Source organism: Bartonella sp. TS82HLJMH (assembly GCF_042193495.1).
Lineage (GTDB): Bacteria > Pseudomonadota > Alphaproteobacteria > Rhizobiales > Rhizobiaceae > Bartonella > Bartonella grahamii.
Genome location: NZ_JBHILU010000006.1, coordinates 115213 through 137547 on the forward strand (window position 1 = coordinate 115213; position 22335 = coordinate 137547).

At 34.0% G+C, this 22335-nt stretch carries 18 protein-coding genes, 1 tRNA gene and 1 pseudogene; 10 read left to right on the forward strand and 10 right to left on the reverse strand.

The features are described 5' to 3' along the window. Positions 1-174: 174 nt before the first annotated feature. From ACFIKO_RS04480 to ACFIKO_RS04500, 5 genes are all read right to left on the reverse strand, one after another. Positions 175-537: a hypothetical protein gene (locus ACFIKO_RS04480; RefSeq protein ID WP_375619756.1), complete on the reverse strand. Its 363-nt coding sequence runs from the start codon at positions 535-537 to the stop codon at positions 175-177. A 215-nt stretch (positions 538-752) separates the two neighbouring features. Beyond that, positions 753-1073 carry a hypothetical protein gene (locus ACFIKO_RS04485; protein WP_375673416.1) on the reverse strand — a complete coding sequence of 107 codons (321 nt, stop codon included), beginning with the start codon at positions 1071-1073 and terminating at the stop codon, positions 753-755. A gap of 221 nt (positions 1074-1294) precedes the next feature. Next, positions 1295-1651: a hypothetical protein gene (locus ACFIKO_RS04490; RefSeq protein WP_375619758.1), complete on the reverse strand. Its 357-nt coding sequence runs from the start codon at positions 1649-1651 to the stop codon at positions 1295-1297. A gap of 1029 nt (positions 1652-2680) precedes the next feature. After that, positions 2681-2917, reverse strand: a complete 237-nt coding sequence (locus tag ACFIKO_RS04495; protein ID WP_375619759.1) for a hypothetical protein — start codon at positions 2915-2917, stop codon at positions 2681-2683. 416 nt (positions 2918-3333) lie between these two features. Beyond that, on the reverse strand, positions 3334-4029 hold the full coding sequence (locus ACFIKO_RS04500; protein WP_375619760.1) for an HAD family hydrolase: 696 nt from the start codon (positions 4027-4029) through the stop codon (positions 3334-3336). 371 nt (positions 4030-4400) lie between these two features. Here ACFIKO_RS04500 and ACFIKO_RS04505 point away from each other — a divergent pair, with 371 nt between their 5' ends. After that, a complete protein-coding gene (locus ACFIKO_RS04505) occupies positions 4401-5489 on the forward strand; it encodes a site-specific DNA-methyltransferase (RefSeq protein ID WP_372440009.1) in 1089 nt (362 codons plus the stop codon). Between the two features lie 756 nt (positions 5490-6245). Here ACFIKO_RS04505 and mutY read toward each other — a convergent pair. Continuing rightward, positions 6246-7304 (reverse strand): A/G-specific adenine glycosylase, encoded by a 1059-nt coding sequence (mutY, locus tag ACFIKO_RS04510; RefSeq protein ID WP_375619761.1) that lies wholly within the window; start codon positions 7302-7304, stop codon positions 6246-6248. A gap of 142 nt (positions 7305-7446) precedes the next feature. On the opposite strand from mutY, the gene ACFIKO_RS04515 reads away from it, so the two are divergent. The 3 genes from ACFIKO_RS04515 to ppdK all read left to right on the forward strand — a co-directional run bounded on the left by ACFIKO_RS04515 (position 7447) and on the right by ppdK (position 11529). Beyond that, positions 7447-7947: a DUF721 domain-containing protein gene (locus tag ACFIKO_RS04515; RefSeq protein ID WP_375673417.1), complete on the forward strand. Its 501-nt coding sequence runs from the start codon at positions 7447-7449 to the stop codon at positions 7945-7947. An 82-nt stretch (positions 7948-8029) separates the two neighbouring features. Beyond that, positions 8030-8686 carry a DsbA family protein gene (locus tag ACFIKO_RS04520; RefSeq protein ID WP_375673418.1) on the forward strand — a complete coding sequence of 219 codons (657 nt, stop codon included), beginning with the start codon at positions 8030-8032 and terminating at the stop codon, positions 8684-8686. Between the two features lie 176 nt (positions 8687-8862). Further along, the gene (gene ppdK / locus ACFIKO_RS04525) at positions 8863-11529 is read left to right on the forward strand and encodes a pyruvate, phosphate dikinase (RefSeq protein WP_375619764.1); all 2667 of its coding nucleotides are present in this window, start codon (positions 8863-8865) and stop codon (positions 11527-11529) included. 1754 nt (positions 11530-13283) lie between these two features. Here the strand turns inward: ppdK and ACFIKO_RS04530 are convergent. After that, entirely contained in the window at positions 13284-14123 is an 840-nt protein-coding gene (locus ACFIKO_RS04530) for a peptidoglycan-binding domain-containing protein (RefSeq protein ID WP_375619770.1), read from the reverse strand. 1134 nt (positions 14124-15257) lie between these two features. Between ACFIKO_RS04530 and ACFIKO_RS04535 the strand changes: the two are divergent. After that, positions 15258-15633: pseudogene (locus ACFIKO_RS04535) on the forward strand (DUF5330 domain-containing protein). Between the two features lie 108 nt (positions 15634-15741). Beyond that, on the forward strand, positions 15742-16152 hold the full coding sequence (locus ACFIKO_RS04540) for a SufE family protein (protein WP_012754847.1): 411 nt from the start codon (positions 15742-15744) through the stop codon (positions 16150-16152). 98 nt (positions 16153-16250) lie between these two features. Here the strand turns inward: ACFIKO_RS04540 and ACFIKO_RS04545 are convergent, their stop codons facing one another. Further along, positions 16251-16688, reverse strand: a complete 438-nt coding sequence (locus ACFIKO_RS04545; protein ID WP_012754848.1) for a MucR family transcriptional regulator — start codon at positions 16686-16688, stop codon at positions 16251-16253. A gap of 854 nt (positions 16689-17542) precedes the next feature. Between ACFIKO_RS04545 and ACFIKO_RS04550 the strand changes: the two genes are divergently transcribed. Then, entirely contained in the window at positions 17543-19636 is a 2094-nt protein-coding gene (locus ACFIKO_RS04550) for a S9 family peptidase (protein ID WP_375619765.1), read from the forward strand. Positions 19637-19718: 82 nt separating this feature from the next. On the opposite strand, the gene ACFIKO_RS04555 is transcribed toward ACFIKO_RS04550, so the two are convergent. Next, positions 19719-20321 carry a superoxide dismutase gene (locus tag ACFIKO_RS04555; protein ID WP_375619766.1) on the reverse strand — a complete coding sequence of 201 codons (603 nt, stop codon included), beginning with the start codon at positions 20319-20321 and terminating at the stop codon, positions 19719-19721. An 871-nt stretch (positions 20322-21192) separates the two neighbouring features. Between ACFIKO_RS04555 and ACFIKO_RS04560 the strand changes: the two genes are divergently transcribed. The 3 genes from ACFIKO_RS04560 (at position 21193) to ACFIKO_RS04570 (ending at position 22066) form a co-directional block, all read left to right on the forward strand. Continuing rightward, positions 21193-21267: transfer RNA gene (locus tag ACFIKO_RS04560), tRNA-Gln, on the forward strand. Between the two features lie 199 nt (positions 21268-21466). Beyond that, on the forward strand, positions 21467-21748 hold the full coding sequence (locus ACFIKO_RS04565; protein ID WP_375619767.1) for a type II toxin-antitoxin system RelE/ParE family toxin: 282 nt from the start codon (positions 21467-21469) through the stop codon (positions 21746-21748). 18 nt (positions 21749-21766) lie between these two features. Then, entirely contained in the window at positions 21767-22066 is a 300-nt protein-coding gene (locus ACFIKO_RS04570; RefSeq protein WP_330168561.1) for a HigA family addiction module antitoxin, read from the forward strand. A gap of 56 nt (positions 22067-22122) precedes the next feature. Here the strand turns inward: ACFIKO_RS04570 and ACFIKO_RS04575 are convergent. Continuing rightward, on the reverse strand, positions 22123-22335 hold a 213-nt coding region (locus tag ACFIKO_RS04575; protein ID WP_375673419.1), incomplete at its 5' end, for a tyrosine-type recombinase/integrase.

A 22335-nucleotide genomic window follows, 5' to 3' on the forward strand; every position in this document is an offset into this window, starting at 1 on the left:
TTTTTGTTTAGCTTAATTTATTATTTTGTATACTAATAGATATTATATTTGTTCTATACAATATGGGAACCTAAAGTTTATCCATAGAAAACATACGACAGCCTGCTAAATGATGTGAAGCAGGCTGTAAAATATTCTTATTTTAAATAGAAAAAATAACTGAGTATCTTTGAATTATTTGCCTTTAAGTTTTCCTATTGCCCATCCGATTATCCCGCTAAATATGGACATAACAAATCCAGTCAAGAATCCAAAACCCAAAGCTCCTACTGTAGAAAAAACTCCTAGCGTAATTGGTTCAAATACTTTCTCAAATTTTCCTTCAATGGCAGTTTCACTTTTTGCTCCATGAGTGAAACTTGGGACATAAAGAGAAGCTATATCGATAGCTTTTTTCTTTCCCTGTTCTATTAGAGAGACAGTTTCCCATTGAATATCATTTTTCACATGATTGGCATGAACATTTATAACTTGTGAAAGCAAAAAAGCAACTGCTATAAAAATATTTAATACGTAAGTTTTCAATACCTTAATCATAATTTATCACCAATACTTTTACTTTTATTTTAATTTGAATTGAATAGATGCATCGGCAGAATTAGTGCACATTGAGAGAAACAGAAGCATTTAAAGCTTTTTCATTCTTAATGTGATAATTCATTAGTTTTTTGTCATCAACAATGGATAAATACAGAATATATCCATTGTTTATATTTCGTATGAGAAGGTTTTATTCTGATAAAATTTCAATTTTAAAGAGATTTAAAATACGATATTATTTTACCTATTATCCATCCTAAAAACATGCCTATCGTACTTGATGCATATCCAAGTGCCATCCCAACACCAAAGGTTCCGAGTGTAAGAGGTTCAACGACCTTTTCAAATTTTTCTTCAATAGTAGTTTCATTATCCACTCCAAGATTTAGAATGGGGCTATAGAGAGAAACGGTATGGACTGCATCCTGTTTTTTCTGCTCTATTGCAGAAACAAAAATATTCTCACGATAAGCATTATTTTGCAAATAGTTTGCATGTGCATTTACAACCTGTAAAAGAGAAAAGGCAGACATAATGAAAATACTTAACATATTATTTTTAAACAATTTAATCATAATTTACCTCAAATATTTTATACTATTCAATATATATGCGTAAATTTACACTTTTGATATTTGGATATAATCTACAATATTTATATCTTATAGAAAGAGAAGCTTCATTATGTTATTATTTGAAATAATACATCAACACATAATGAAGCCATTATTTTAGGATTTTAGACGAGGTTGAATTATTTGAACATCAATACTATGTCCTTTATCCAACTTATTATCGATCCGATAAAGCTTATTGCATATCCAGCAAACAATAGTCCCACTCCTATAGTCATAGGCTCAAGGACCTTTTCAATTTTCCCTTTACCTATTGTTCCATTTTCTGTTTGATAATTTACAGATGGAACATAGAAAGCAGTCGTAGAAACTATATTAGATTCCGCATACTTTACTTGTTCCATTGGGAAGACAGAAAATTCCTCTTTTTGAGTATCGTTTTTCAAATAGTTTGCATTAACATTTACAGTTTGAGAAATAAAAAAAGCGCTCGCTATAAAAATGCTTAAGATATAATTTTTAAATATTCTGACCATAACTTTACCTCAAATATTTTTAAGTTATATATGTAAGAAAATATACATAATGTTTATACATCTCACGCTATATACAATTTATATATTTCAATATGTATTTTTAGTCAATAATAAAAATACATATAAAAATATAAATATAATTTTTTATAAACATTATTGTAAAAATGTAACAGTAATAATTACAAAAATATTTTTTAAATTTTATAAAATATTTTGTTATGTATTATATATAAATAACATATTATGATCATATAATTTTTATAAAATGATATTAATATTATTTTTTTAATAAATTTATAGATACTAAAAAATATACATTTCTCTCATAGTATAAAGTATAGCTCGAATTGGATATAGATAAATGATATTATCTTTTTCTTGCCAATGTGAACAGCATATTACTGTGATGTAAAGCAGTGTATAGAAGAATATCAATTCAGACACATTTATGAGTGCTGAAAGATCGGCATTAGATAATATTTTTTAACATTTTCTTCTTTCCAAACTGAAAATCCGCTTTTATTTTTAGAAAGAGTGTCTTTTCTAAAGTTGGATTACTTTTGAAAAGATCTTATTTCATTGTTTATTTAAAAAGTCTATGTAAGTACTTTCGGAAAATTTTGAGCAACTACTTGTATCTCTTTACGTTGTTTAACATTTATGTGCTTTTTTAAGAAATTCTTCTCGAGGTACTCAAGCCTATTTTACAATTATAGATATGATGATAAAGTCCCATATATAAAATTCTTAGGGCATCAGAATCTTTGACGTTTATAAAGAAGAAAGATGGCATCGCTATACACTTTGCTCGCTCCTACTGTTACTACAATCTTTGCCTCTTGAGATAATTTATTAAGAGGCATTTTATTTCTTTCTTTATTTAATTCAGCATATCCAGATTTGAAATGAGAGAATCTTACAATATTCGGTTTTTTTTGTTTAATTTAATAATGATAAATTATGATTATAAATCAATGTTTTTGTCTGTAAATTACTTGGTGTGAAATGTTGTTTATAAAATGCACATCTTCATACGAATGTATTCTTTTTATCTTTTGTAATCTTAGGGAGGTTGTACCAATTGATGCTGTTAAAATACTGTTTAAGCTGCAAAGTAAATAAGCCTTCAACAAGTTTACGAGATTTGGATTGAGTAAATATAAGTCCTTCTAACTCAACAAGGACGCTTTTGTTGTTTTCAATAAACTCTTGTATTCCATAGATTCCGTGAATTTTAATCTGTTTTTCCATGATCAATACGCACATACTCTAAAAATTTACCATAGTGTGTGATTTTTTTTGATCAGATAGAAGAGGCTAGCAATTTTTCACATTTTATCGAGCAGGGCATCGTAATATTCCTTTTTTGAAAAATATAATAATTTATCAGGATGGACTGCTGAGTTTGGGAGTGGGATATCGGATTTGAGATAGATAAGCAGGTTTTGATTTTTATGAGTTTTCATCCCTGTTTTTTACTTTGTTTAAAGCACGTGCAATAACTGGCTTATGATTGCTCAATGAGATGCTATATTTTTTCCTTCATATTGAAATGCAATTCACCCGTACCGTGAATTATGCATTTATTGAAGTTGTTATAAAAGAAGCAGCGAGAAGAGAAGGGCATTTGAGTAAAAATGCTTCTTACCAGAGTTTACAAACTGATATATTCAAGAGATTTTTTATAATAGATTTCGCCATACTGCCATTGCTTCTAAGACTTCTCCTAAATGAGCATGTTTTGCGATAACTGTTTCTGCACCAGCTTCTGCAAGTGCATTAGAGTGGCCAAGATAGCTATGTGATCCTCCCGTAAAGCCGATGACACGCATGCCTGCTGCTATGGCTGCGTGTATACCATGAAGTGAATCTTCTATAACGATAGTGTTTTGGGGCTCTACCTGTAATTGTTGTGCGGCAAAAAGGAAAACATCAGGGGCCGGTTTCGTTCTTTTTGTTCCAACTTCAGGTGCTGAAAATATTTTACCTTCAAAAAGGTCATAGAGATCAACCGTGGTGAGCATCTCTTTTATATCTACGCTTTTTGCATTAGAGCAGATACAGTAGGGATAGCGTGTTTGAATAATTTCTACGGCTTCTCTTACATCATCAATAGCCCGTAATTTAGTTTTTATTTGTGTACGAAAAATATTAGTCATCTGATCTATGAGATGAGCAGAAATTGGTTTTTCTGTTTCCTGTTCAACGTGTTTAAGAATATCGCGAAAGATAAGTCCTGCAAAACGCTCACTCAATTCTTCGGGTGATATTTCATATCCTGTTTGTTTGAGCAATTGAGATCCAATTTTTGCTGCAAGATATTCAGAGTCGACGAGAACTCCGTCACAATCAAAAATAATAAGATCTATCTGAGGCATAAGATATTCCTTTACATGTTACGAGATGGACAACTTTTATGAAAACGATATTGAGAGGATCTTATTTCATAAAAATACGCTTTGAAAATGATTCTTAATTCTTTTACGAAATAAAAGATATGGGAACAGTACATTGAAAAAAAGAAAAATAAGGTTTCATTCATATGAAAGTTTTTTTACTTAAAAAAACAAAAACAATTATCAATTTTGTAGAACTTTAACGATACGTTTACGCTATTTTGTAAATATGGATTGGTAATGCGGGCCTATAAACTATTTTGGTTGATTATAGGGCAAATTCAGTTAATTTTGTTGGGTTTTTCATGACAGTTATTCAGCTTCAAAAAGATTTTCTTCGTACTCCCTCACAGATGCCATGGCGCAATAAAATTTTTAAAGGAGATTGTGTTTCCGTTCTAGAAAAACTTCCAAAACATTCCGTTGATATGATTTTTGCGGATCCACCTTATAATTTGCAATTGGACGGAGCTTTATACCGTCCAGATCATTCGCTTGTTGATGCGGTTGATGATGCATGGGATCAGTTTGAGAGTTTTGCTGCTTATGATGCTTTTACCCGTGCATGGTTGCTTGCTTGTCGTCGTGTATTAAAACCCAACGGAACACTTTGGGTTATCGGATCTTACCATAATATTTTTCGAGTTGGGACGGCATTACAAGATTTAGGTTTTTGGATGCTTAATGATATTATTTGGCGCAAAAATAATCCGATGCCTAATTTTCGAGGGCGCCGTTTTCAAAATGCTCATGAGACGCTTATTTGGGCCGTGCGAGATCAAAAAGATAAAAAGTACACATTTAATTATGATGCCTTAAAAGCGGCAAATGAAGATCTACAAATGCGTTCAGATTGGCTTTTCCCTCTCTGCACTGGAGCTGAACGTTTGAAGGATGATTCAGGGCGTAAATTACATCCAACACAAAAACCGCAAGCGTTATTAGCACGTATTATTATGGCTTCTAGTAAACCTGGTGATGTTATTCTTGATCCATTTTTTGGTTCGGGAACAACAGGTGCTGTTGCCAAGCTTTTAGGGCGTGATTTTGTTGGGATTGAACGCGAGCAAGATTACATTGATGCAGCATGTGAGAGAATTGCAGCGGTTAAACCTTTAGCGCAACCAGAACTAGCGATTTTGGATAGAAAAAAAGCAGAACCGCGCGTAGCATTCAACAGTTTGCTTGAAGCAGGTTTACTCTATCCTGGAGAAGTTCTTTATGATCGTAAGAAGCAAGTATCTGCTATTGTAAGAGCTGATGGTACGATTATGCATGGTGGTGAAGCGGGCTCAATTCACGCAATGGGAAGAAAGGCTCAAGATTCGCAGAGTTGCAATGGTTGGACATTTTGGTATTATGAGGAAAATGGACGGTTGAAGTCCATAGATCATTTAAGAATGATCATACGTTCACAAATGTTAAAAACGGGTGTTTTATGAACTAAGCTGATCGCTTCATTCTAGAGTGATCATCAATGTACCTGATCTTGATTGAGATGGACGTGAGGGTATTTTATGCCTTTCTTAGATGTATTTTATTAACACACTAATCTCGCTTGTAAGCGGCAAGCGAGTATTTTTATGCTTCTTGTGAAAGAAATTAAAATGAGAAATTTTCACTCTACGTTCTGATTTTATTTCCAAAACAGTAAAATTTTAATATAATCTTATAAAAATGAAATATCAAAATTAAAAGGCTCATTCAGAAGTTCAAAATTAAGTGCTTATTTGAGGTAATACGTGCATCTATAAAGTGCGTAAAATGTATTGGTTTATAAAGATAATTTAGCGTTATTCATATTGAGTTCCCCCCTCGAATATCGTCAAATTTTCTTATTTCAGACCTATTTCATATTGAATCAATGAAATTTACTTGCTTGTATGTCATAAGCGGGGTTGGCCTGTGAATAAAATTGTTAAAGAAAGAACTAAAAAGTACCTTTTATGAACCGTCTCAAGTGCCAAGGGTTGTTGTAGGGGGCTGGTAAATATAATGATGGTGTTGATTTGCTCCTTCATAAGCGAAAAAAGGATAGATCCTGAAATTTAAATCTAAGCTTATCTATTCCTCCTTAATTCTTATCTGTAGAAAAAATTGGTTATTTCATTTTTTTAAGTTTTTCTTTTACAGATTAATACATGACCGTTAGAGATACAAAAGTCTCCGTTAGAAAACATTTTTACGAATAGGGAAGGCTATTTAAATCTGAAAGAATTGGGAAGTGCTACGGAAATGGCTTTTTTTATAACAGTAGGTAGTGCTTCTTCGGCAAGATGTTGAATGTTACACCACCAACCATTTTCACAATTCATTTCATGAACATCCTCAGTATAGTAAACATCGAGTTTTAGAGAAAAGTGAGTAAAAACATGCGTAATTTGTCCTTTGAATTGCCAATTGGCAGTAAAGGGTGCATTTTGGAGTCCATTTTCGTTGTTTATGCCAATATTGTTAGGAATTTGGGTCATTCCACCAAGGAGCTTTTGCGTCTGTCGTTTTTCCAAATAAATTTGTTTCTTTTTATTAAGGGCCACAAAAGCAATACCTGTTTTTGAAGGGCGTTCTTTTTTAGGGGCTTTGACTGGAAAAGATTCCGGTTGTTGCGTCTTTGCTGCTTTGCATAAACATTGAAGAGGGCAGGTATAACAAGATGGTTTGCGTGGAGTACAAATTGTTGCTCCTAAATCCATCATTGCTTGAGCAAAGTCACCAGGACGATTTAAAGCAGTAATTTTTTGTGTTTTTTCTTTAATTTCAACTTTTGCTTTTTGTAATATTGAAGTGATAGCAAAAAGGCGCGCTACCACACGTTCGACATTACCATCAACCACTGCTACAGGGTGATTAAAAGCAATTGAAGCAATGGCTGCGGCAGTATAATCTCCAATGCCGGCTAGAGTTCGCAATTCTTTTACAGATTGTGGAAATTGTCCCGCGTAGTTTTCAACAAGCTGTTGCGCACATTTTTTAAGATTACGTGCGCGTGAATAATAACCAAGTCCAGCCCATGCTTTCATGATGTCATCTTGTGAGGCTTTTGTTAAAGAGGAAAGATCAGGCCATAGTTTCAGAAACTTTTTAAAATAAGGCTTAACTGTTTCAACGGTTGTTTGTTGAAGCATGATTTCAGAAAGCCAAACTTGATAAGGATCAGGACGGATACCTTGTTTTTGCTTTTCGGGGGTAATCCGCCATGGGAGATGTCTGTGATTTTGATCGTACCAAGCAAGGAGGTGCGAAGAAATTTCATACATGATTGTTTTCAAGCATAGGGAGATATAAAATGCAAAAGAAAAAATTATTTATTTTGTTGATATTTCATAAATTGAGGAGGCAATAATTTTTAGATAAAACAAATGATTTTAATTTAGTAAGCGGTTGAACAATGATCTAAAAATGAGAAAACAACTTAAAAAACATATTTTTTATTCTCTTTCTGAGACGGTATACAAAATACTTGATCCAGTTTTACGCAAACGGACAGGGCTTAATGTAGCGCTTATAGAACATTGGCCACAAATTGCGGGCTATAATATCAGTGAACATACAATGCCGCTTAAAATTATTTGGAAACGTCGTGCAGATCAAGATGAAGTTTTTCAGCCAGCAACACTTGTTGTCGCATGTGAAGGATTTGCTGCGTTAAAATTGATGCATGAAACAGAGGAATTACTTCATAGAATTAACGGATTTTTTGGCTATATTGCTATTGATCGCATCAAGATTGAGCAAAGGAGTATGTCTGTTTTTATGAATCACTTGCCTCTAAAACCATCTTTGAGTGAACAAGACAAAAAATGCGTGGAAAAAATGCTTGAAGGAATTGAAGATAAAAGCTTGCGCCAATCACTTTATAAACTTGGCTGTTGCATTTTCTTGGAAAAAAATAATAAATAGAAAGATATTTTATATATTTTTCTTTAATATATGAGAAAGCATTGGATTCTTATTCGTTAATAACAACAGAAAAGTATTATTTATGGTAAAATATCGTTCTTTTTTATCTTTCGGGATAATTTTTCTCTTCATAACGATTGTACAAAACAGTGTAACAGTTGCTTTAGCGCGTGATCCAAAACCAGTGGCAACTGTTGATATGGCAGAGATTCTCCAATCGGGTAAAGTAAAGGATCGCTTTGAGGGAGAGGCGGATGCACCAGTCGTCATTGTTGAGTATGCTTCGTTGACATGTACCCATTGTGCGCATTTTTATAATGATATACTTCCTCAAATTCGTAAAAAATATATAAAAACAGGAAAAGTAAAACTGATTTTCCGCGATTATGCTTTTGATCCTCGGGCAACAGCAGGTTTTATGTTGGCACAGTGTGCGCCAGAAGATCGCTATTTTCCTTTGATAGAAGTTTTATTTCAAAAACAAAATGAATGGGCTTTCGGAAAAGATGCTCTAACACCATTAAAAAAAATTGGCTTAATGGCTGGTTTTACAGATGAAAGTTTTGCTGCATGTTTGAAAAATCAAGCCATTTTAGATGAAGTGAATGCATCCTTTGAGCGTGGTAAAAAACTTGGTGTTACAGCAACGCCTACTTTCTTTATTAATGGTAGTAAATATGAAGGTGCCATGAAAGTAGAAGACTTTTTTTCAGTGATTGATAGTTTTCTTAAAAACTGAATCTTAATTTTCCAGAAGATGGATAGTGATACTTTTAGTCATTATTACTTTTGGAAGGATTAATATTATGCATTTATGAAGCAATACTTTTTTGAGCTGATTTTGAATCAAATCATTGCTTTTAAGTGAGCCTAGGTTGAATGATGTTTTGATGCTGATATGGGAGGATTTGTACAATGAAAAAATGGGTTTATAGTTTTGGAGATGGAAAGGCAGAAGGAAGTGCAAGTGAGCGTAACCTTCTCGGAGGTAAAGGGGCTAATTTGGCAGAAATGAGTAATCTTGGTTTGCCCGTACCACCTGGATTTACGCTGACAACAGAAGTTTGTAATTTTTATTATGCCCATAACAAATCATATCCAGAAGAGCTACAGGAATCTGTTAAGCAAGCACTAAGACGCATTGGTGAACAAACAGGACGTGAATTTGGGAGTGAGCAAAAGCCACTTTTGCTTTCTGTTCGTTCAGGGGCTAGGGCTTCTATGCCAGGGATGATGGATACAGTGCTTAACCTTGGCATGAATGATGAGACTGTAAAAGCCATTGCTTTACAAGCTAATAATGAACGTTTTGCTTATGATAGTTATCGGCGTTTTATCCAAATGTATTCTAACGTTGTTTTGGGGTTAGATCATTCGTATTTTGAAGAAATTCTTGATGAAGCAAAAGTACGCAATGGTTACACTATTGATACAGAAATGACAGCAGATGATTGGAAGAATATTATTACTTCTTATAAAGCATATGTTGAAGAAAAATTAGGAAAGCCTTTTCCACAAAATCCTGAACAGCAGTTATGGGGAGCAATTGGAGCCGTTTTTTCAAGTTGGATGACAGCACGTGCAGTTACCTATCGCCGTTTACATAATATTCCTGAAAATTGGGGAACGGCAGTTAATGTGCAAGCTATGGTTTTTGGCAACATGGGTGAAGATTCGGCAACAGGTGTTGCTTTTACACGCAATCCATCGACAGGAAAAAAAGAACTTTATGGTGAATTTTTAGTTAATGCGCAAGGGGAAGATGTGGTGGCGGGCATTCGAACGCCTCAAAATATTACAGAAAATGCGCGTATTGTTGCTGGTTCAAATAGACCGTCATTAGAAAAAATTATGCCTGAGGCTTTTTTGAAATTATGTCATATAGCGCAGAAGCTTGAGCAGCATTATCGGGATATGCAAGATCTCGAATTTACCATTGAAAAAGGTAAATTATGGATGCTTCAGACTCGTTCAGGAAAACGCACGGCTCGTGCGGCTCTCAAGATAGCAATTGAAATGGTTGAGGAGGGGTTAATAAACCATGAAGAGGCTGTGATGCGTATTGATGCAAAGTCGCTTGACCAACTTTTGCATCCAACACTTGATCCCAAAGCAGAACGTTTTGTTATAGGACGTGGTTTACCTGCTTCTCCTGGAGCCGCAACTGGTGAAATTGTTTTTACTTCAGAAGAGGCAGAAACTGTGTCGGCAGAAGGTCGCAAAGTTATTTTGGTCCGTGTAGAAACGAGCCCAGAAGATATTCATGGTATGCATGCTGCAGAAGGAATTTTAACAACGCGTGGCGGTATGACAAGTCACGCTGCTGTTGTTGCGCGGGGGATGGGAAAACCATGTATTTCTGGTGCTGGCAGTGTGCGGATTGATTATAACACAAATACGCTGTTTGCTTCAGGAGAAAGCTTTAAAAAAGGTGATGTTATCACAATTGATGGTGGAAGTGGAGAAATTTTCAAAGGGAAAGTTGCAATGTTGCAGCCTCAGCTTTGCGGAGACTTTGCAAAATTAATGGAATGGGCTGATGAGATGCGACGTATAAGAGTTCGCGCTAATGCTGATACACCATCTGATGCGCGTATGGGGCGCTCTTTTGGGGCTGAGGGTATAGGTCTTTGCCGTACGGAGCATATGTTTTTTTCTGATGAACGTATCGTTGCCATGCGTGAAATGATTTTAAGTCATGATGAAAATGGTCGTCGTAAAGCACTAGATAAGCTTTTGCCAATGCAGCGTTCAGATTTTAGTGAATTATTTGAAATTATGTGTGGTTTACCTGTTACTATCCGCTTGCTAGATCCACCATTACATGAATTTTTGCCTAAAACGAAAGCAGAAATTCTTGATGTTGCAACAGCTATGGGTGTTTCTGCTGAAGTGCTTGCTGAACGCGCTCAGCAGTTACACGAATTTAATCCTATGCTTGGATTACGTGGATGCCGTTTAGCTATTACTTATCCTGAAATTGCAGAAATGCAAGCGCGGGCGATTTTTGAAGCAGCAGCAGAAGCTGCCCAAAAATCTGGATCTCCTGTTATGCTTGAAATTATGGTGCCACTTGTTGCGCTTAAATCTGAACTCGATTTTGTAAAAGCGCGTATTGATCAGGTTGCTGAGGAAGTGATGAAAGAAAAGGGAAGCACTATTCAATATATGGTTGGGACGATGATTGAGCTTCCAAGGGCGGCGCTTCGAGCAGATGAAATAGCTGAAACTGCTGAATTTTTTTCATTTGGAACAAACGATTTGACACAAACCACTTTTGGGATTTCCCGTGATGATGCTGCCCCTTTTTTGGCTACTTATTTTCAAAAAGGTCTTTTAGAGCAAGATCCTTTCGTGTCTATTGACCGTGATGGAGTAGGAGAACTTATTACCATTGCTGCACAGCGTGGACGATCAAAGCGTGCAAAAATAAAATTGGGAATTTGCGGTGAACATGGAGGCGATCCTGCCTCTATTGCTTTATGCGAAGAAAATAACCTAGATTATGTTTCGTGTTCTCCTTTTCGAGTACCAATTGCTCGTTTAGCAGCAGCCCAGGCCGCAATAGCAAAAAGGATATAATGGGTTAATATTTTTTTGTTGTATAGTTATTACTGAAATAAATTTTTATATATTCTTTTATTTTCTTTAATAAAGGAAATAAAAGTGCTTCTAAAATGCACGATAAGTTATGTTACGCGAGAAAGTGTATTTTTGAGAGGTTTATGAGAGAAAATATAAAGCAGGATAGACAAAGATGTATTATCTATTAACTAACCTCTTGATAGAGAGAAACGTGTTATTGTGCAGTTAATTTACACGTTTGTTTTTTATAGGGGAATGAACTCCTCACGCAAAATAGAATGCTCCAAACAAATGCATTTTTTTTGCACATCATGCTGTTTGAGATAGACATCTCTCAGTGGATGTCCCATTTCACATTGACATTTGTGGAATGGGGATTATGTAACCCCCCCCCCCGTAAGTTTATAAAAATCTTCCCAAAGTATATAAACTCTACTATGCGCCACCATCTTTACATTCCTGTAAGGAATATCAAAGTTGTACAATATGTTGATTTATAATGATAATTTTTTATTTCTTATATTGAACGAAAGCTGCAAAGGTCATAAGATTTTCTCATTTCAACTTCTTTTATAATGAATCAATCAAAACCATGTTTTTTGCATGTTACAGGCGGAATTAGCGTCTGTGGATAAAAAATAAAGCAAGGATATGCTTTTTTTATGAATCGTCTCAAGTGTCAAGAGCTGTCACAAATTGAAGGTAGGTACAGTGTGTAATGATGCCGGCTTGCTTCTTCATAAGTGTAAAGATGATAGCGCACAAGTGGGGCTGCTATTATTATTCACGGGCAGTTGTTGCGAAATGGGCTTGGGTGCTTTAGAAATATTTTTTTAAGAAAGCCCGTGAATGGCAATCCGCGTATATTCCGTTTAGGACATTTTGTTTTACGTGAGGAGGCGTGGGCCCAAAAAGATACGAGCTAAATAAAAGCATGAGGCAATAGGTAATCTCCATTATTTTAAAGACATTGCTTTAGATGTCTTTGAAAGTCGTAAAGCTGAATTAAAAGGAAATGGCAAAGATGAAAATTGGTTTCTACCCTTAAAATTTCATATTCTTCCCAAATTAAACTGTCTCTCTGTTTCAGAGATTATACAAACAGAGATGCGCAATGCCCTTGCCTCCATTTGGCATACAAAAGCTATAGCAGTTGAGAAAGTACTAAACTGTCTTAACATTTGCTTCAAACATGCTGCTGCGTTAGGTTTGGATGTTGATTTATAGGCGACACCAAAAGCACACGTTCTCTTAGAAAACAACGTCATAAAACACAAAACTTTCCAGCAATAGATTGGAGAGAATTGCCGATTTTTTATCAGACACTTTGCGAAACAACAACCATAATACAACTAGCTTTACGTCTATTTATCCTTACAGATGTTTGCACAAATTCTTTGCATCATATTTATAAAGATCAAATTGACGATAATATATGGACAATTAGTGGCTCGATAATATGAAAGGTTTACGTGATACTATAAAAATTTCGTGTCCTTTTATCATCAGAAGCAATAAAAATTCTAGAACGAGCGCGTTTGCTATTTTGCAATATTTCTTTTTTCTGCAATCGGTTGTGGTTTTCTTACAGCAAATTGTATGGCTCAATATGTAATGTGTAAGAAAACCATTCTGACTGATTGAATATAAGAGGGCTTGAGATGAAAGAATGTTTGAGGGAAGCATTCAACAAACGAAAGAGAATTATCATTATAAATTAAGAGATTATTTTATAGTGTAGATGATTAGCTTCAATTTAATAAACCAATTTCACGCATTTTCATTAAAATTGTGTGATTAATTTTACCAGTTACAGGAAGATCAAACATTTGTTGAAACTGTTTTAAGGCTTCTATCGTCTTTTGATCTTCTATTCCTGTGACAATAACCTCCTCATGACCAAAAATATGTAAAGCTTTTTGTACCCGTATAATATCTTCAACAGAAGGCTCTAAAACAGCTTCTTTTGAGTGTGTTATATTTCTTTTTGTTTTATTTTCCATTTCTATTTCGCTCTGCTTAATTAATATCGCAATTTCATCTGTTGTAGAATTGGGTAAAACATTATTTTGCATTTTCTGAGCAGCTTGTTGTTTCCATAAAGTGATGGCTCGGCGTGTTTTAGGTCCTTCCAGTCCATCTAATGGTCCATCATAAAGTCCTAATTTTGCTAGTTCTTTTTGCTTTTCCAGCATACTTACTGATTGAGGAGGTAAAGGTGAATTTGTATGGTGATGACTTGGAGAATGTAGAGAAGTTACACGAGAGAGTTCTTGTGATTTTGCTTCTTTTTCCAATAAAGTAGAGCTCTTCCCTATACTTTGAATGGAGGAAAATTTCATTTGAGTTAAAATATTTTGATGCGTTGTCATTTGCGAAAATAAAGCATTAAATGAAATAAATAAAAAACTAATGCTAAAAAGAAGAGATCCAACAAAAAATAAAGTATTTTTTCGTGTATAGAAATAAAGAGTTTTTGCTATCCAAAAAATAAAATGAAAAATTATAAGAAGAAGTGTTATAACAATACTACTATAGTATTTACGGTGTTTTACAGTTTTTTTTCGGGTCGTCTTTCGTTTTGTTGTCATCATTTTTATTTTCAGTTGCGTTTATGTTTCACAAAGAAACGAATGCAAATTAGTTCTTACTTTTCGCTAGAGAGAAATGCATTTACATTATTGTTTTTTCCTTTCAAACTCCTAGAATAAGCAGCTTCATTCTATCAATGTATAAGTTGATCAATCAACAAGAGCTCTTATCAATTTTTATTAATTTCAGATTTTACAAATCTTTCAATATGTATAAAGAGAACATCGAATGATTAACGTTCAAGAGCATTTTAGTGTTTGCAAACTGCATTATCACATATAATCATCTCAATAATAATATCACGTTATTCTTCATTTTTGGCGCAGATGTTTGCCTATCATTTAAAAACAAGTTAGAGACTATTTTTCTATAACGTTAAAAAGATAAGAGTCATTATATTCTTTACAATTTACATATATAGGGTTACTTTTCTGTAAACGGTTTGGTGAGAATACTGGTCTCTTAAGGTTATTATATTTTAGTGGAGCTACTTTTGTATCAATTAAATTGATGTTTACAATGTTATAGAAAAACTTGTCTTGAGATCTTGAGATGGAGTTATAAGAGATGAAGCTATTGTTTGATCTTTTGATCGACATATTGATCATGTTGGTGATGTTCTAGTAAAAATTTTATAGATAATATAAATATTTTATCACTACTAGAGTCAGAATAACAGAGTCTGACTCTTTTTAGCCTTTTCAACTAAGCTAAGATGATGAACTATTATTTAAAATAAGTATGTACACAATATGGAAAAGAAATTGGACTCTGTGTTTAATCCTTATCTCATTGCTACACTTTCTTGTGGAATAAAAGATTATAAATGTGGGGGGTACATTTCTTAACTCTTATGCACGATCATGGTTATATCTCTCACTTTTTATCATGGTATGTTCATTAATATGATCAGCCTGTAAGTGTATAATTGGGATGTTAAATTTTTACTGAATAGACAATGTATCCCATTTTATACAGCGGCATTGTGCCATATTTATAAAAAAGCCAATGATATAGATCCAATAAATGAATACTCAATTTTATAAAAAACAAATTTTATAAATTGTTTATAAAGAAACAGTGTATAAAATGCTTCTTTTATTGTATTTACCACTGCGGTACATTGATTGCCCATGATACGTTTTTTAATCAAATTATCATTTTTTTTATTTTGTATTTTTGTCATTATTTCATTTTTTGTAGCAAATCCAAGCAGTGACCATTCTTCTAGCCCCAAAAATAATGAGACAACAACGAGCGATGTGATTAGTGCATTTAAAGAAGCTTTAAATGACCTAGGAGCATTTTGTGACCGTAATATAGAAACCTGCAAAGTAGGAAAATCATTTTTAAGTTCACTTGGTGAACGCGCATATTACGGTGCAAGAGCTGCTTATGAATATTTAGGCAACATATTAGGGAACAACAATAATATCAGAGATTTCCCCTAATGTTTCTTGCAAAATCGCAATACAAGAGTTCTTACAAAGCCATACAATGTTATCTTGAAATAAGGATTTTTAACGTTCTTCGTGTTATTTATGTTAGGAAGAATAAATATTTATTTTTTATAAGTGTATTTAAGAATGATTATTCAAACGAAACAGGACTAAAATAATGGCGGAAACAATCGGTAATATCATAGAGAACTTTTCGCTTTTGGATAATTGGGAAGACCGTTATCGTTATGTCATTGAGCTTGGCCATGAATTGCCACCTTTTCCGGAAAGCGCTCGAAACGATGCTCACAAAGTTCCTGGTTGTGTTAGCCAAGTGTGGCTTTTATCTTCACGTAATAACTCAGAAGATCCAATATTGACGTTTCAAGGTGATTCCGATGCTCATATTGTGCGTGGACTTATTTACATACTCCTTGCTTTTTATTCAGGCAAAAAAGCTTCTGAAATTCGCAATTCCGATGCTCAAGAGCTCTTTGAAAAACTTGGTTTAAATGAAAATCTTACACCACAACGATCAAATGGTCTGAAATCAATGATTAAACGGATTCGTAACGAAAGCTATGTATAATCTCCTTGGTAGAAACTGCTATATATACAAAAGCTTCACACAAAACATGTATACTAAAATCAAATTTATACACGAAACCATTTTTTCGCAAAATAAGATTATTTAGTTTTTTTCCGTTTACTTTTGCGTCCAAGACCCATTTCTTTGGCTAAAGCTGATCGTGTTTTTGCATAATTAGGCGCCACCATAGGATAAGAACTATCTAACTGCCATTTTTCACGATATTCTTCTGGCAACATTCCATAATGTGTCATGAGATGACGCTTTAGAGATTTAAATTTTTTCCCATCTTCAAGGCAAATGAGATAATCAGGAAATACTGAACGCTTTGGATTAACGGCAGGCCTTTGTTTTTCAACTTCGACTTCTGTTAACTCTAGATTCCCTGCTTTACGAAAAGCAGCATGGACATCAGCAATTAAACTTGGCACTTCAGTCGGTCGAATAGAATTATTACTCACGTAGGCAGCAACAATATCAGCAACCAATGTAATAACTAAATTGCTTTCAGTCTCTAAGACTGCACGATGTTCCATTCTTGTTTCCTTTAATTTAAAATTGAGTAATTCAAAATCGAGATATAGTGCATATACTCATGATATAAAGATCTCATGCACATGAGCTTCATATTGTACAAAAATCTTTTTTGTCAATTCAATTATTCTATAAAATTGCCAAAACACAAAAAAATCAAATAAATACCTCTTTTTTGTCATAATATAAAATAAGAAAAACGAAATTATTACATGCTAAAATATATTTTTAGCCTATAACATATCATACATAACATACAATACATCACAAATATAAAAAAATATAGGATAAAATTTATTTATTTTTTTGAGAACGTAAAAGTAAAATTACTAATTATAAAAATATAATATATAAATTAGTATTTTTTATTTTGAATACTTATAATTTAGTAATTTTATTTTTACTAAATTTTAAATTTATTTTTATTATTTATATTTATTAAATTTAATAATAAAGAACATACTATATTATAAATAAGGCACAACAGCATTACTTATAATATAAAACTATTCATTAAAACGACATAGAATATTTTTATGTTTTATACATTAATAAAAATACTTTAAATATAGTTATTACTTTCTATAAATTTATAAGATTATACTGTTTCAAAAAAAATCAATTCTTTTTCTCATAGTTTAATTGTCTTACCAATTACTTTCATTATAAAAGTGGTATTATATCCCTAGAAAACAATAGCTGTGATATGTAATGGACAGAAAGGTATTAGTTTTAAAAATTATCATGGCGCTATTTTTACAAGTGAATAGAACTTATAGATTTTTACACTTGCATCAATAATTATGATTCTAACATATAAACGAAGCTGTTAACATATTTTAATATAGGATTGTGTATGACCCGCACTTTTGCAATTCCTCCCAAAGCATTTAGAATCACTCATAAGGAAATATATCATGGTATTTTTCGTGATGATCCCTATCATTGGCTACGTGCGTCTAATTGGCAAGATGTTTTTAAAAATCCTAACTGTCTTGATCCAAATATTCGACATTATCTTGAAAAAGAAAATGCTTATCAATCAGCTCAAATGGCTGATACAAAACCATTACGAGATTTGCTTTTTACCGAAATGAAAAACAGGATCCAAGAGAATGATAGTTCTGTTCCTATAAAACATGGCCCTTTTGCTTACGGATTCTCTTATGTTACCGGAGGTCAACAACCGCATTATTTTCGGACACCAAGGAATGGCGGAGAAAAAACCGTTTACCTTAACGGTGATATCTTAGCAGAAGGCAAAGAATATTTCAAATTTGGTTCAGTTCAAGAATCTCCTGACCATACACATGTGGTATGGACCTATGATGACAAAGGATCAGAATTCTATACAGCTAAAATTCGTAATTTTGAGACATTGTCTGATTGCATGGACACAATTACTGATACATCTGGTCAAATTGTATGGGATGCTAGATCTGAAGGTTTTTTCTATACTAAGATGGATAAAAATCACCGACCTTCAGAGCTCTATTATCACCGATTAAACACTGATCAATCACAAGATAAGCTTATTTTTCGCGAAGACAATCCAAGTTTTTTCTTAGATGTAAGCGGCTCTAAGCTTAATGATATTATTTATATTAATATTCATGATCATGAAACATCAGAGATCTGGTTGATTCCTGCTGAGGCGCCTTTTACTACTCCCCAATGTGTACGGAAACGACAAAAAGGTATTGAATATTCACTTACAGAAGGTGGTGATGTCTTTTATATTCTGACCAATCTAGATAATGCAAAAGATTTCAAAATTATGGTAGCGCCATATACATCTCCACAATCAGAAAATTGGTCTGAGTTTGTCCCACATCAGCTTGGGTGCCTAATATTATCCCATGATGCTTATCAAGATTTTCTTGTCTGGATCGAACGTTTTGAGGGGCTTCCACGTATAAAAGTAATGGAACGTACCACTAAACAAGTTAATTCCATTGCTTTTACTGAAGAGGCTTATTCTTTAGGTCTACAAGGGGTTGCAGAATATAACAGTCTAACTATTCGTTTTTCCTATTCGTCTATGACAACACCTGATCAAGTGTTTGATTATGAGATGAAAAGTCGTAAACGAATGCTTTTAAAAACGCAAATAATTCCCTCTGGGCATAATAAAGATGCATATGTAACACGACGTGTTACAGCAATAGCAGACGATGGTGAGAAGATTCCTATTTCACTTTTTTATCACAAAAACACTCCTCTTGATGGTGGTGCACCTTGTCTTCTTTACGGTTATGGCGCTTATGGGATCTCTATTCCTGCCAGTTTCAATAGTAATCTATTTTCTCTAGTAAACAGAGGTTTTATTTACGCGATTGCTCATATTCGCGGAGGAAAAGAAAAGGGAGTAGAATGGTATGAAAAAGGAAAGCATTTCTTTAAGCACAATACATTTACAGATTTTATTGCTTGTGGGCGTTACCTTGTAAACAATAAATTCACTTCTCACGACCGGCTTATTGCTTATGGTGGTTCAGCAGGGGGGATGTTGATGGGAGCCATTGCCAATATAGCTCCACAGGATTTTGCGGCAATCGTAGCGAATGTGCCTTTTGTTGATGTCTTAGCGACAATGTTAGATGCTTCATTGCCACTTACACCTCCAGAATGGGCCGAATGGGGAAATCCTCTTGAATCAGAAGAAGATTATAAGCTTATTGCTTCCTATTCACCCTACGATAATGTCAAAGCTCAAAACTATCCTCCTATACTTGTGATGGCAGGATTAACAGATCCTCGTGTAACTTACTGGGAGCCTGCAAAATGGGTGGCAAAATTACGAGACTTAAAAACAGACGATAATGCAATTTTATTACGTATTAATATGGATTCAGGGCACGCTGGTGCAGCTGGACGTCTTTCAAAGCTAGAAGAAGTTGCCTATATCTATGCATATATTCTCAAGATAGCAGAAAAAGACTGTTGCTAATCCATAATGTCTGTGTTTGAAAGTCCCCGATAATTTATTGGTTTATAGGGACTTTCATACACTAAAAAATTATCTAGATAGCTTAAAATTCACATTCTTCATAAAGTTTCAAAACATAGTCCCAATTAACTAAATGGTCTACAAAGGATTCGAGGTACTTTGGTCGAGCATTGCGATAATCAATGTAATAGGAATGTTCCCACACATCGACACCCAAAATAGGTCGAGCATTGTGAATTAAGGGATTTTCGCCATTAGGCGTTTTCATAATTTCAAGCTTGCCATCTTTAACAGCAACCCACGCCCATCCAGAACCAAATTGGGCACTAGCAGCAGCAATAAAATCAGTGCGGAATTTGTCGTAACCACCTAGATCAGCGTCAATAGCTTTTGCTAACTTTTCAGGAAGTTTTTGACCACCACCATCTTTTTTCATCCAAAGCCAAAAGTGGTTATGATTGTAATACTGTGCTGCATTATTAAACAAACCAATATTTTTTCCAAAACTTTTTTTAACAATATCTTCAAGGCTTTCATTTTCTAAGCCTAACTCCTTCACAAAATTATTGGTGTTGTTAAGATAAGCGAGGTGATGCTTATCATGATGATATTCAAGCGTTTCGCGTGACATATAAGGTGAAAGGGCATCATAATCATAAGGCAATGGGGGCAATTCAAAAGCCATTTAAAAATCTCCTCGATTCTAATTGTTAAGCTTATTTCATAAGTCTAATTTGCCATTTACAGAGTTTAAAAGCAAATGTTGAATACCTATTTGTATGAAATTAATTTTAATGTCTCTCTTTTTGTAAAAGGAGCTTTTAGGAAATGTATGCCAATCAATCAAAAAAGGCATTAGTCTATATAAAGATTGTTTCTGAAGATTTTTTACATCTATGAACCGATAAAAATATCATTATCTTTTGAATAAAAAGTAAATAGAAATAGCTATTATCCCTTGTTCTTATATCTTTATTTTTTCAAATGCTAGATAAAATATTTTTAATTTTTGCAAAACTCTTCTAACCTATTAGGTGTGTCATAGTGTTTGCAATAGAATATTTAAGTGTTATTTTTAGGAGATATTTTTCAATGTGCTTGATTTCATTTTATGGCGCTACTCATGAATAATATAATGTAAAAACCAGTGGACATTATCATCTTTACGCTTAATGAAAGAGCACAGCAACTATCACACACTTTACCAGTTTCCAATATGGTGACAGCTTTTATCTTAATGAAGCAAGATGAGATTGGAATATATCAAGAAAAGTAAATCATATGCTAATTTATTGATACATGAGTAAACTACAAGATTTTCATTTTCTGTTCCTAAAAAATCAATACAAAGAGCAAAATAATTGGTGGATAAATGTTTTCTATTTGTGTTAAAAGCACAACTGTATATCAGTTTCTGCTACGAATTTGTATCGATGCAATGCCATATAAGATTCAGGCACTTTATGATAAAAAAGTAAAGTCTTTGATTTTCAGATATTGCGTCCAATCACAGGAATCGCTATAAGGTGCAAGAGTCGCTATAAAGCGTGTTTTTTTGGGGTATAGCCAAGCGGTAAGGCACCGGTTTTTGGTACCGGCATTCCCTGGTTCGAATCCAGGTACCCCAGCCAATGTTTAGTAAAATCAATAGGTTATATAAAAGTTCGGGAATTTTGATTCCGTTGATTCTTTTAACTTATTTTCCACCTATCCCTAACTTTTATATAGCTTATATTCAATCATTTTATCTAGATAACTGGATTTGCTAGCAGGGCGCTTGATTCTTATTTTTATTGATCGTATAGTGACGATATACGATAAGGGGCGGTAATGGCAATTGTGAGTTTCAAACATAAGGGCTTAAAATTATTTTATAAAACAGGTTCCACAAAAGCTATTCGACCAGATCACGTAAAAAAATTACGCGTTATCTTGACGGCTTTAACAAGTGCTACGACGCCTGAAATGTTGAAAGCGCCTGCCTTTAAAATGCATCCTCTTAAAGGTGAACTTACAGGATACTATTCTATATGGGTGAATGGAAATTGGCGTGTTACTTTTCGCTTTATAGGAACAGATGTGGAGCTTGTTGATTATCAAGATTACCATTGATGAAAGGAACGAAAACAAATGATGCATAACCCCGCACATCCGGGCGAAGTTCTAAAAGTAGCTTTCTTAGAAGAAATGGGGATAACAATACAAAAGTTAGCTGATCATCTCCATATGACAAGAGCTTCTCTATCAAGAGTGATTAACGGACATGCCTCTATGAGTACCGAACTTGCAGTGAAATTAGAATTAGCTGGTTTTAGTAAAGCAAAATTTTGGCTGGATATGCAAACGAATTATAATTTATGGCAAACAATGCAACAGACACAACCACCTATTTCTCCTCTGGTTTCTGATGCACCTCAAACACCGCTTTGATTGCGTTCATAATTTTTACGGGGCTTTGGTTTGTTTTCTTACTGTCAACCATGCCCCTAACTTTTTTGTAGTTTTTTGATAGCTTCTATTGCAAGTCGTTTTCTATCGGCTGTTTTGGTATAAAGGGATGCCATGTTATCTTCTGTCCAACCAAAAAGCGCTTTCATTTGCGAAACTGTCGCACCTGCATTTGCTGCACGTGTTGCTGCTAATTTTCGCAATCCGTGCGCTGATTTTTTAATACCTGCTGCATTACATGCTTCACGAAA